This is a genomic window from Candidatus Cardinium hertigii (genome assembly GCF_003176915.1).
Lineage (GTDB): Bacteria > Bacteroidota > Bacteroidia > Cytophagales > Amoebophilaceae > Cardinium > Cardinium hertigii_A.
Genome location: NZ_CP029619.1, coordinates 445,923 through 457,117, shown reverse-complemented (window position 1 = coordinate 457,117; position 11,195 = coordinate 445,923). Strand labels below are relative to the sequence as shown.

The window sequence follows — 11,195 nt, the reverse complement described above, 5'->3', positions numbered from 1 at the left end:
GCGGGGAATACCCCGCTCTTGCCTTAAGTTAAGGTTATTTCGAATATGGTTTCTGTTTGGTTGTCTATGCAAAAGCGTTGGTCTATTCTGTACCCTACTACCCATGCAATTTGCTGGTTACTGGTTAGGACTAAAATTTTTTCCTTTACAACCATTGCTACTTTTAGATCAATGAAATAGTCACTTAATTTTTTTCTGCCTTGCATACCCAAGGGATAAAAGTAATCTCCTGCTTGCCATGGGCGCAAGGTAAGTGGAAAAGCTAGTTTATGGTAGGCTAAGGCAGCTACATTTGCGGCTTTCGGAATGGTATAGCCGTTTTGATTATGTTGAGTCAGGTAAAAAGTATGGTTGGCATAAGCGATACAGGGGGTATTGGCTTCAATAGCTGCTTGCCTACCTGCTGCTTTTTGTTGTTTACATATGAACCATTTTTGTCGGTCCACATAAAGTATATAATCTGTTGAATAGATCCGTTTGCCACTTCCAGTAGGTTTTTCCATGAGGGATTGGATTTGCTTAAAAGTAAAACCATAGGAACGTACCAGTTCAAAAGCTGTGGTAGTTGCGCCTGGTAGCGCAGTAATGGTATGGATAGGAATACAGTGGCTATCTTCATCGGTTATGGTATTATTTGTTTGCGCTAAAGCTATATGATGGGCAAAAATTTTTCTTACATCGTTCAATTTTAAAGCGGTTTCCTTCAGGGTAATGCTAAAATTTGGATTGATCTGCTGTAAAAGCGGTATAATTTTATGACGGATAAAATTTCTTTGGTAGTAAAGGGCTTGATTGGAGCTATCTTCCTGCCACGTAAGCGATGCTTGTTTGGCATACGCAATAATATCTTTCTTATTAGCAAACAGTAGGGGACGTATGATGGAACCATGGATAGGTTGTATGCCACACAATCCTCTAATACCGCTTCCTTTTATAAGATTGAGCAGCATGGTTTCAACAGCATCATCCCAATGATGTGCTGTAGCTATTTGAGCTAGTTTCTGTTTATACAATAATTGATGAAAGAAATGATAACGTAAGGTTCTAGCAGCCATTTGTATGGAGATTTTATGTTTGGCAGCAAAGGATTTGGTTTCAAATTGGGTAGTGTAGTAAGGAACTTGATAATGCGCTGCTAAGCTTGCTACGAGTTGGCTTGCTTGGTCTGCTTCTTTTCCCCTTAGGTTAAAGTGACAATGGGCTATGGCAAAGGGTAAATGCGCTTCTTTAAAGAGATGGCAAAGCACGACAGAGTCCACTCCCCCACTTACGGCTAGTAAAGTGGCTTCTGTTTGGTTTGTAACCAATTGTTCTTTTTGTAGAAAAGATAAAAAAGCGGTCAGCATAGCATGTAAAAAATGTAAAATGAAAGTTAACCATATCAAAAGACATAGTTCCAAAATTATACGTAAATTTAATCGAGGGTTAGAAAAACAGCTACTTGAAAGTTAGGAAAATAGAGAAAAAGTAATTGGCTCTGCTAATTTAATTTAATAACAATTACAATCATAGAATTCTTTTTGAAAATATATGGCAGAGTTAATTAGAATGCCAAAGATGAGCGATACCATGCAGCAAGGGGTAATCAGCCGTTGGTTGAAACAGGTAGGGGATAAGGTGGAGGTAGGGGATATTCTTGCTGAGGTAGAGACAGATAAAGCTGTAATGGAATTAGAATCCTATGAAGAAGGTGTGCTGCTCCACGTAGGTGTGACGGCCCAATCAGCTGTGGAGGTAAATGCACTTATTGCAATTATAGGAGAGCCAGGGGAAGATTTTCAATCGCTGTTACAGGATACAACTGCCTGTACACTACCGCCTATGCCTGCGCCTGATAGATTGCCTTCTAAAGGGTTAGAGCCAGTCACAGTGGCAGCACAAGTGAACGAGAAGCAAACAGCTAAAGATAGAATTTTTGCTTCTCCTTTAGCTAAGCGATTAGCAAAAGAAAAAGGATGTGTTTTGGCAAATATCCCAGGATCTGGTGAAGGGGGACGTATTATCAAACAGGATGTACTTGATTTTATAGTTGATCAAGAAGCAATAGCTACCTCTACCAAATCTACCCATCTTTGGCATGAGCAAGAAAGCTATCAAGATCGTCCGCTTACGGCTTTGCGTCAAAAGATGGCCACTGTGCTTACCGCACATAAAGCAGCAGCTCCGCATTTTTATGTAACCATTCAGCTACAAATGCATAAAATGGTTGCGTTGCGTTCGGAACTGAACGTGCATGCTGATACTAAGATTTCGATCAATGATTTGATGATTAAGGCTGTTGCCTTAGCGCTTAGACAGCATCCTACGCTAAATGCAGCATGGTTAACAGATAAAATTAGATATTATCAGCATGTGCATATGGGCGTGGCTGTAACAGTAGAAGAAGGTATCATGGTACCAGTAATACGCTTTGCAGATCAAAAGCCAGTAATGGCCATTAGTAAAGAAATGAAGCATTTAAGTATAAAAGCAAAGGAAAATAAGATGATCTGGCAAGAGAGCAGTGGTGCTACTTTTACCCTTTCTAATCTAGGGATGTTTGGAATAGAATCTTTTACCGCTATTATTAACCCACCGGCGGCTTGTATTTTAGCGGTGGGTGCCATACAGCAATCGCCTGTTGTACAGGATCAGCAAGTAGTGGTTGCACCCATCATGAAGGTTACTTTATCCTGTGATCATCGGGTAGTAGATGGCGCAGCAGCAGCCTTGTTTTTAGCAACTTTAAAAGAGCTAGTAGAAGAGCCGCTGCGTTTGCTATTATAAATTGTATACCAATATATAACCAAAGTATAATCCTATGAATGGTATAGAGCATCCAGCTATGCTTCCCTTGCATGCGACCACTGTATTGGTGGTGCTGCATAAAGGATCTGTAGTAATTGGATCCGATGGTCAGGCTACTTTAGGCAACACTATTGCTAAACATAATGTAAAAAAAGTAAGAAAATTGTTTAAAGGGAGCGTATTAGCAGGTTTTGCGGGTTCCACGGCTGATGCCTTTACGATATTAGAACGTTTTGAAGAAAAACTTCAAGGTTATCGGGGAAATATTAAGCGTGCTGCTATTGAATTGGCTAAAGATTGGCGAACAGATCGCATGTTAAAAAGACTAGAGGCTATGTTACTAGTAGCGAACCAAGAAGATTTGTTAATGATTTCTGGCAATGGGGATGTATTGGAGCCAGATTATCCGGTAGCTGCTATTGGTTCAGGTAGTGTATATGCCCAATCTGCAGCTAGGGCATTGGTACAGCACGCACCCCATTTGACCGCCATGGAAATAGTACGGGAAAGCTTAACGATAGCAGCAGATATTTGTATTTATACAAATCATAATTTTGTATTTGAGGAGCTTAATGAAACCGAAAAACAGTTATAAAAACGCAGATAGGCTGTTCAAGCTATGGAAAGGATCCCTTCCCAAACTATTTGTTATTTTGTTCGGTTATTGAACTGGTTCATGGCATATACCATACCTGTACGGCACCAAGTCAATGCTATCTCAGCAGCTTGGTCTAAGCAATCCGGCAAGGCGGTCTCTTCTTTGCGTGTGAAATGCCCCAGAACAAAATCCGCTAATCCACCTTTAGGGAAGTCACTGCCAATACCTATTCTAAGACGAGGATAATCTGTGGATAACAGGCAAGCTGCTATGTTTTTTAACCCATTGTGGCCTGCATGGGATCCCTTGTTTCGTAGGCGCATCGTACCGAAAGGTAACCCGTAGTCGTCTACTACTGTTAAGCTTTGTGTAATGGGAAGCTGTAAGGCATTTAGCCAATGTTTAACAGCTTGACCACTATTATTCACGTAGGTTGTAGGTTTTATTAGGTAAACCTGTTGTTGTTGATAGGTAAAAGTAGCAGTAAAAGCCAAATGATTGGCTTGAAAAAAAACTTTTTGTTGTTTAGCTAAGTGATCTAGCACTAGAAATCCCATGTTATGCCTGGTATAGGTATAAGCAGCACCTATATTCCCCAATCCTATCAATAATAGCTTCATAACGAACTAAGATATTTAATCCCTTACCTAACTATATACATAATTTTATATATCTAATTTAGCGTACTTGGCATAACGCTTTATGAAGTCCCTTCTAGGCGGCACCTCATCCCCCATGAGCATAGAAAAGAGATGTTCTGCAGCCAATGCAGAAGCGATGCTAACCTGTTTAAGGTTGCGACGGGTTGGGTCCATGGTAGTATCCCATAGCTGAATTTCGTTCATCTCACCTAAGCCCTTATAGCGCTGTACGACTACTGCGTCCACCTTTCCATCCTTAGCACTCAATTTTATTATATTTTGTTCTTTTTCTGATTCTGTCCAGCAATATTGTTCCGTTTTGTCTCGTTTCACCAAATAAAGTGGAGGAGAAGCAATATATAAATGGCCCTGCTCTATAACATCGCGCATATAGCGGAAAAAAAAAGTTAAAATCAGCGTACGGATATGGCTACCATCTACGTCTGCGTCAGTCATAATTACAATTTTATGGTACCGCAGTTTGTCTAAATCCATAGGTTTATCCTCTATATCCTTACCAAGGGTTATCCCTAATGCTGTAATCATATTCCTGATTTGCTCATTGTCATATATTTTATACAATTGTGCTTTTTCTACATTGAGAATTTTCCCCTTTAAGGGAAGAATAGCCTGGAATCTTCTGTTGCGACCCATTTTAGCCGTTCCACCAGCAGAGTCCCCTTCCACTAAGAAAAGCTCACATAGCTTAGGATCCCGTTCAGAGCAATCAGCTAGCTTACCAGGAAGGCTACTGCCCACTAGTACATTTTTACGTTGGATGATCTCCCGTGCTTTGCGCGCAGCTTGACGTGCTTGGGCTGCTATAATCACTTTATCAATGATATACTTAGCCTCTTTGGGATGCTCTTCTAAATAGTAATACAACGTTTCCGCTACACAACTTTCTACAGCACCTTGTACTTCTGCATTCCCTAATTTGGCTTTAGTTTGCCCCTCAAATTGAGGTTCTGCTACTTTTACGGAAATAACAGCTGTTAAGCCTTCCCGGAAATCATCCCCAATAATCTCTACTTTAGCTTTCTCTAATAGGTTAGATTTATCTGCATAGTTTTTCAGCGTACGGGTTAGGGCTCTTTTAAAACCCGTTACATGCATACCGCCTTCAATAGTAGGGATATTATTGACATAAGAAGCTACCGTTTCACTATAACCTGTGTTGTAGGTCATAGCTACCTGAACGGCTACATTATTTTTTGTTCCCTCTATTAGAATGGGCTCAGGCATAATAAATTCCTTGCCACTACTTAAGTGTAATACAAACGCACGAAGCCCCTCTTTGGAGTAAAAGGTTTGTTTAAAAGGCTCCTGAGATTCATTTCTTTCTCGTTTGTCTTCTAGCGTAATCCTTAAGCCTAGATTGAGATAAGCTAATTCTTGTAATCTGTTTGCAATAGTATGGGCATTATAGACCGTAGTGGTAAAAATCGTACTGTCTGGCGTAAAATGGACGGTGGTACCGCGTAAGTCCGTGGCGCCTATTGCTTGGACAGCATGGAGCGGAGTACCCTGTGCGTAGGTTTGCTGGTAGATTTTTCCATTTCGGTATACGGTAACTTGTAAGTGGGAGGATAGTGCATTAACGCACGAAACTCCTACCCCATGCAACCCCCCTGAAACCTTATAGCTATTTTTATCGAATTTACCTCCAGCATGCAATACTGTCATGACAATCTCTAAAGCAGATTTCTTTTCTTTAGAGTGTATTTCAGTTGGAATTCCACGACCATTATCCGATACAGTAATGGAATTGTCTTCCTGAATGGTAATGGCAATGCTGTTACAATAGCCCGCTAAAGATTCATCAATGGCATTATCTACTACCTCCCAAATCAGATGGTGTAATCCCTTGATACCTATATCGCCAATATACATAGCAGGCCGTTTCCGTACAGCTTCTAACCCTTCTAAAACCTGAATATGATCAGCCGAATAGTCATTTGTAGTTGAAGTCATGAAAATAATCTTTTAAATACGTACCGCGGATTAAGATAAACGCTAAGTAATGAAACCAATTGTTAAATGTTACATAAGGTTAGCAAGCAGTTCTTACCTTTTCTAAGGCAATATACAGTTTACCGTAGGTTTCAAGTGCTTTTTCTAGCGAAGAGGTGAAATAATAGGCTATACTTGCTTGATAGGCTTCTAAATCTACCTTATAGAGTGCTAATAGGGATTGATAACTTTGGTGTTGTATGTGTGCGCTTGTTTCTGGAGGATAATGCTGCGTTACAAGCCAGCTGTTAAGCAATTCCATGTCCCTTGTAATTTGGATGAATAACGTCTCATTTAGAGGTGCGCTAGCCGTAGCAGCTGATGGCATAGGACAGGGCATACCAATGCCTAACAAGCCTGTTAGTATCGCAATAGCTGTTATATATTTCATATTGATTTAGTAGAACATAGAGGAATCATTGCTATAAAAATAAGGATTTTTTTCTATTTTTGTATAGCGTTGTAAGCAAAAATAATGTATGAAGAGGAGTTATATTTGCTTTAGATTGCTATTATTAAGCAATAAGCTAGTTAAGCGGTCTACTATCTGTTAAGCAGTATCGCACATAAAGGTTGACCTATGGAAATATTCCCCAAGAAGCTTCTTTCTGTTGTTGATACAAAGCAATTTAGGCCTGATAAAAGCACCCATTACCATCTATTGATCAATATAGGGGCTGGCCTCATTAAAATAGGTTGCTTAGATAAAGACGCGCAAGCTTGCTTGCTATTGGACGTATATGCCTTGCCAGTTAACAAGCAGCATCCCAGCTATATTCAGTGTTTAGCGCAACTCTATAATGAAACTTTTTTTCTTATAAAGCAAGATTGGTATTCCGTTACTTTATCTATTACCAATCAAAAATTCACTCTTTTACCACATCTCTTGCTAAGTCCAAAAGACTTAATGGCTTATATGCATGTAGTTTGTAACGTAGCGTCCAGTGAGGAGGTTGCTGTTTTTACCCATGCCTTAGCCAAGCTATCTGTTGTATTTGCGGAGGAGGCTACTGTATTAGATTGGTTTCGAAAGCGCTATAGCAATAGTAGATTTCAAATCATCCATCAAGTTAATGCTATGATTGAAGGCATTCAGCTGGAATACCCTGTTTCCGTTGTGCCCCTGTTGTTTATTTGGTTGGATAAGAACCATATGCATATAGCCGCTCATGAGAACGGTAAATTGGTATACTATAATATTTTTGCTTACGAAACAGCTGAGGATTGCTTAAGCTATCTATCTGCTGTTGTTCAGGTAATTCGATTCGAACGGCATAGTGGGAAAGCATGGGTAGGCGGTTATATTGACAAGGCATCCAGCTTCTATTGGCAATTAAAAGCTTATATCCCTCATGTTACCTTAAAAACCAAGATCCATTTTTTACCTTCCCCTAACAGGCTCTTTAAAAAAAGCAACCCATCACCTATGCTTTATTTTGATTTAATGAGCAGTTTGCTTTGTCAGCCCTATGGTAAAAATAAAACGTAAAGCGTATTATGGTACTTATTTTAAGTATTGAAACGGCTACGGCTGCTTGTTCCGTTGCCCTACATAATCAAGGCCATCTGGTAGCCCATACCACATTGGTGCAGCGCTATACCCATGTAGAATCTTTAATGGTTATAGTAGAGGAATTGCTGGAAATTAGTAAATATAATCGTAAAGATTTAGCTGCTGTAGCTATTGCCAGTGGTCCTGGTTCTTATACAGGCTTGCGCATTGGTGCAGCAGTAGGGAAGGGGTTATGCTATGGGTTAGGCATTCCATTGATTGCTGTACCCACCTTAGTAGCTATGGCAGCGGGCATAGCGCCTTGTATAGTAGACAAGACTGTATTGCTTTGTCCAGCTCTTGATGCAAGGCGCAATGCCATTTATACCCTTATAGTGGATAGGTCAGGTCAAATCAAACAGGATACGCATGTGGCGCTAGTGGACAGTAGTGCCTACCTAGCTAGTCTCCCCCAACAACCCTTGCTTTTCTTGGGGGATGGTGCGCTTAAGTGTAAACCATACCTTGTAAAGCGCAGCGATATTCATTATGCAGAAGCAGTTATGCCATCTGCAGTACATATAGGACCTTTGGCTTTTGCTCGATTTCAGCAACAATGCTGGGAAGATATTGCGCACTACGTCCCCTGCTACCTAAGTCAATTCCAGTCCTAATAAAAAATAAGTAGCGCATATACAAAATGAAATCTTTAGCGTAAAAGTAAAAAAGGTGCGTAAATGGCTGCTTTTTTGTTTAAAACATAATTTTTCTTATTATTGGAGTAAGTCCCCTTAAGCAAGAGAGTGGAGCAGTGCTTTATTAAAATAAAAGTTATGCTTAGCAAAAGGGGTAAAGAGAAGCACAATACAGAATGGATGCCCTCTTTTAAGAAAAAAACGCTAGCAAGGAATGAGGTGTTAAGAGAAAAAGGGAGGCGCTGCTAGGGGAACGGTGTTACGAAGAGAGGGGCATTGATTCTGCTGTTTTTGGTTTCTTTATTAAAAAATTAAAAATCGTGCGGTAGTCTGTACTTGTTTTTTTTAGAAATTACACTTAAAATTGTAATTGTCACAGGTATTTATGGATAGTAACAAAGCAACAAAGCTTTAAAGTCTAACGTGCCTTGGCGCTATTTAAAAGCATGAGGGGGCTTATAATTAAGTATAAATTTATTATACATACATTTTTACATTTAACGTATCTAATATAATGAAGGGAATAAAAAAAACATTAGTGGCAGGTGCTTTGGCCTGTGCTACCTTAAATGCCGCACAAGCGGAATGCAGTCCATGGAGTTATGGGGTAAAAGCTGGTTTAAGTGTATCTTCTATTTGTGGTATTGATGAAAAGGTTAGGTTTGTTGTGGGAGCGAAAGAGGAGGGGTTTGAAAATCCTATGTTCGCGCTACCATTTGTCAATGGTTTTGTTTATGGTGAGTACGCGTTTACGGATTATATTGGGATGGAGTTAGGGGCGGGTTATATGCAGTTGGGTGGTACTTTGTGTAAAAAAGAGGATAATAGTGCCAGCGCAAACAATAATAATTCAAATAATAGCGGATCTAAATCGGAACCGGCATGCAAGATAGCGTCGCATGGCTTGTACGTACCGCTTTCTTTATGTGTTTATCCAATGGGGCGTGAGGAGGGCGAAGGTATCTTCAAACTATTTGTAGGTACATCCGCTTATTTTTCAATGAAGAAGGTTCTTAAATTTAAGGAGACAGGAAAGGATACCTATGAAGAAAACCCTGAATTGAATAAGGTAGACCTAGAAACTTTTGATGTGGGAGTACAGGGTGGTATTGGCTATGAGTTCTCTTTTGGGCTTTCTTTAGAAGCGAGGTATGGGCATCACTTCATGAATAGAATTAAAGACAATTCTACTACGAAACCTGACGACCAATTTGCAAAGGTTAAAATTAACGGTCTTACTAAGGTAAACAATCGCTATTTTATGGTTAACGTAGGTTATAATATCGCCTCTTTGTTTAAGGCATAAATTTGAGCTGTTTTTGGAAAATAAAAAGTAAGAAAAGGGTAGGTATAGCCTTGGTAGGTATAGCCTTCTCTTTTCTTATTTTTTTATCTATCTGGCATTGTTAAGCTTTCAAGCAAATAGGAAGCAACATTAGTAGGTTGTGTTGGCCCGTTCGTCTAGGGGTTAGGACGTCAGGTTTTCATCCTGGAAACAGGGGTTCGATTCCCCTACGGGCTACAAGCTCTTTTCGCATAGCTTATTTGTGCGCCATTTAAGTACGTAGCATGCGCGCTCTACTGTGGCTGTTATCGCTCTATTGTGGCATAAAGGGATAGTTTTTATGGTTATCCCCTATAATAGATAGGATTTCTGTAAAAATGCGAAAAGATTAGAAAAATTATCGGCTGTAAGGTGGTGGATCCTGTGGTAAAGGATTCTTAGACAGAGATTCATTAGACAAAGGAGGCCGGGTACTAAGGGCGTTGTAGGTAGGGTTGCAGGGTGGTTGGTATAGGGAAGAAGGAGCAGGTAAAGTAGGGTAGAGGGGACCTTGTGTTGGAGTTAAATTCTGATGGTTTTGGGACATAGGCATGAAACTAGAAGCAGGCATTTCAGGATAGGGTACAAGGGGTATTTGGTGGTATAAAGGGGGAGCCGAAGCTTCAACGCAAAGAGATGAAACTTCGGGTCTTGTGTTGTTGAGAAGGACGGATAGGTTGGGATCCTTTTGCTGTGGTGGGATAGACTCATTAAGAGACATAGAAGTAGGGGGTGTGGCTTCTTTAGTTTGCGTTTTGGTTAACCTACTATGTTTAGGTTTTTGCCTTGATGGGGTAGGAGGATTATCATTTTCATGGTTCTTAGGGCTATCACTATTGGTTCTTTGCCTTGGTTTATGTCTATTCGTTTGATCTCTTTGCGTTTTAGTTAACCTACGTTTAGGTTTTGACGGAGTAAAAGAATGATCAAAGCGCGTAGGAGGAGGATCATTGTCATCGTCGTTAGAGCTACCGCTATTGTTTCTTTGCCTTGTATTTGCGTTAGATTCTGATAGTTTTGGTTTATTTTCTGATTCTAAATTAGTTCTATTTTCTGATTCAGAATTAGTTCTATTTTCTGATTCAGAATTATATTTTGATTTTGAATCAGCTTTCGATCCTGTTAGCCTGGAGGAGGTATTGGGGATCTCTTCTTCATTGGTCTTGTTGTTAGGGCTACCGCTATTATTTCTTCGCTTATTGATTGGCCTAGATTCTAATTCTGAATCAGTTCTATGTTCTGATTCAGCGTTATATTTTGATTTTGAATCAGCTTTTGATCTTGTTGCTCCAGAGGAGGTATCAGGTATCTCTAAGGGAGCTTCTGGCGTTGCTGTTTTTCCTGTTCCTGTTGGCGTTGCTGTTGCTAATCCTGGTAGAATGATTATTTCTTTTGCTGTTCCAGCAGGAGCAGAAGAGGTATATAGGGGAGATGGTTGTTGTGCGGTATTCTCGTTTCGCTCTTTTTTTTCTAAGAAACTAGGGAGTGTATTGGATTTGTGTACCGTTCTCTTGCAGCTGCTGCAATGCATTAAACTTAGCGGTAAGCTATAGAAGAATGCGTAGCGCAATAGCCGTTTAACTAGTATGGTATTGAACACAATTATATAGTTCCTTTGCTTTTACATGAATGCATGCCTAATATA

10 protein-coding genes and 1 tRNA gene are annotated in these 11,195 nt (G+C 40.0%); 6 read left to right on the top strand and 5 right to left on the bottom strand.

Going from position 1 to position 11,195, the window contains the following annotated elements:
• Nucleotides 1-23 precede the first annotated feature (23 nt).
• Nucleotides 24-1,400 (bottom strand): tRNA lysidine(34) synthetase TilS, encoded by a 1,377-nt coding sequence (gene tilS, locus DK880_RS01730; RefSeq protein ID WP_109997114.1) that lies wholly within the window; start codon nucleotides 1,398-1,400, stop codon nucleotides 24-26.
• A 130-nt stretch (nucleotides 1,401-1,530) separates the two neighbouring features.
• Here tilS and DK880_RS01725 point away from each other — a divergent pair, with 130 nt between their 5' ends.
• Nucleotides 1,531-2,766 (top strand): dihydrolipoamide acetyltransferase family protein, encoded by a 1,236-nt coding sequence (locus DK880_RS01725; protein WP_109997113.1) that lies wholly within the window; start codon nucleotides 1,531-1,533, stop codon nucleotides 2,764-2,766.
• A 58-nt stretch (nucleotides 2,767-2,824) separates the two neighbouring features.
• Nucleotides 2,825-3,382, top strand: coding sequence for an ATP-dependent protease subunit HslV (hslV, locus tag DK880_RS01720; protein ID WP_109997696.1), 558 nt, complete (start codon nucleotides 2,825-2,827; stop codon nucleotides 3,380-3,382).
• A gap of 53 nt (nucleotides 3,383-3,435) precedes the next feature.
• Here hslV and pth read toward each other — a convergent pair whose 3' ends face one another.
• From pth to DK880_RS01705, 3 genes are all read right to left on the bottom strand, one after another.
• Nucleotides 3,436-4,005 carry an aminoacyl-tRNA hydrolase gene (pth, locus tag DK880_RS01715; protein WP_109997112.1) on the bottom strand — a complete coding sequence of 190 codons (570 nt, stop codon included), beginning with the start codon at nucleotides 4,003-4,005 and terminating at the stop codon, nucleotides 3,436-3,438.
• A 45-nt stretch (nucleotides 4,006-4,050) separates the two neighbouring features.
• Nucleotides 4,051-6,000, bottom strand: a complete 1,950-nt coding sequence (gene gyrB / locus DK880_RS01710; protein ID WP_109997111.1) for a DNA topoisomerase (ATP-hydrolyzing) subunit B — start codon at nucleotides 5,998-6,000, stop codon at nucleotides 4,051-4,053.
• A gap of 79 nt (nucleotides 6,001-6,079) precedes the next feature.
• Nucleotides 6,080-6,430, bottom strand: coding sequence for a hypothetical protein (locus tag DK880_RS01705; RefSeq protein ID WP_109997110.1), 351 nt, complete (start codon nucleotides 6,428-6,430; stop codon nucleotides 6,080-6,082).
• Between the two features lie 189 nt (nucleotides 6,431-6,619).
• On the opposite strand from DK880_RS01705, the gene DK880_RS01700 reads away from it, so the two are divergent.
• The 4 genes from DK880_RS01700 to DK880_RS01685 all read left to right on the top strand — a co-directional run bounded on the left by DK880_RS01700 (nucleotide 6,620) and on the right by DK880_RS01685 (nucleotide 9,748).
• Nucleotides 6,620-7,528, top strand: a complete 909-nt coding sequence (locus tag DK880_RS01700; protein WP_109997109.1) for a DUF3822 family protein — start codon at nucleotides 6,620-6,622, stop codon at nucleotides 7,526-7,528.
• Nucleotides 7,529-7,536: 8 nt separating this feature from the next.
• Nucleotides 7,537-8,205, top strand: a complete 669-nt coding sequence (tsaB, locus tag DK880_RS01695; protein WP_109997108.1) for a tRNA (adenosine(37)-N6)-threonylcarbamoyltransferase complex dimerization subunit type 1 TsaB — start codon at nucleotides 7,537-7,539, stop codon at nucleotides 8,203-8,205.
• 535 nt (nucleotides 8,206-8,740) lie between these two features.
• Nucleotides 8,741-9,532 (top strand): porin family protein, encoded by a 792-nt coding sequence (locus DK880_RS01690; protein ID WP_109997107.1) that lies wholly within the window; start codon nucleotides 8,741-8,743, stop codon nucleotides 9,530-9,532.
• Nucleotides 9,533-9,676: 144 nt separating this feature from the next.
• Nucleotides 9,677-9,748, top strand: a tRNA-Glu gene (locus DK880_RS01685).
• Nucleotides 9,749-9,908: 160 nt separating this feature from the next.
• Here the strand turns inward: DK880_RS01685 and DK880_RS01680 are convergent.
• The gene (locus DK880_RS01680) at nucleotides 9,909-11,150 is read right to left on the bottom strand and encodes a hypothetical protein (RefSeq protein ID WP_162534104.1); all 1,242 of its coding nucleotides are present in this window, start codon (nucleotides 11,148-11,150) and stop codon (nucleotides 9,909-9,911) included.
• Nucleotides 11,151-11,195 lie beyond the last annotated feature (45 nt).

Bases quoted from the DNA above. Each gene is read 5' to 3' on its own strand.
- DK880_RS01705 (WP_109997110.1), bottom strand. From the start codon at position 6,430: ATGAAATATATAACAGCTATTGCGATACTAACAGGCTTGTTAGGCATT.
- DK880_RS01700 (WP_109997109.1), top strand. From the start codon at position 6,620: ATGGAAATATTCCCCAAGAAGCTTCTTTCTGTTGTTGATACAAAGCAA.
- DK880_RS01725 (WP_109997113.1), top strand. From the start codon at position 1,531: ATGGCAGAGTTAATTAGAATGCCAAAGATGAGCGATACCATGCAGCAA.
- pth (WP_109997112.1), bottom strand. From the start codon at position 4,005: ATGAAGCTATTATTGATAGGATTGGGGAATATAGGTGCTGCTTATACC.
- tsaB (WP_109997108.1), top strand. From the start codon at position 7,537: ATGGTACTTATTTTAAGTATTGAAACGGCTACGGCTGCTTGTTCCGTT.
- DK880_RS01690 (WP_109997107.1), top strand. From the start codon at position 8,741: ATGAAGGGAATAAAAAAAACATTAGTGGCAGGTGCTTTGGCCTGTGCT.
- gyrB (WP_109997111.1), bottom strand. From the start codon at position 6,000: ATGACTTCAACTACAAATGACTATTCGGCTGATCATATTCAGGTTTTA.
- hslV (WP_109997696.1), top strand. From the start codon at position 2,825: ATGCTTCCCTTGCATGCGACCACTGTATTGGTGGTGCTGCATAAAGGA.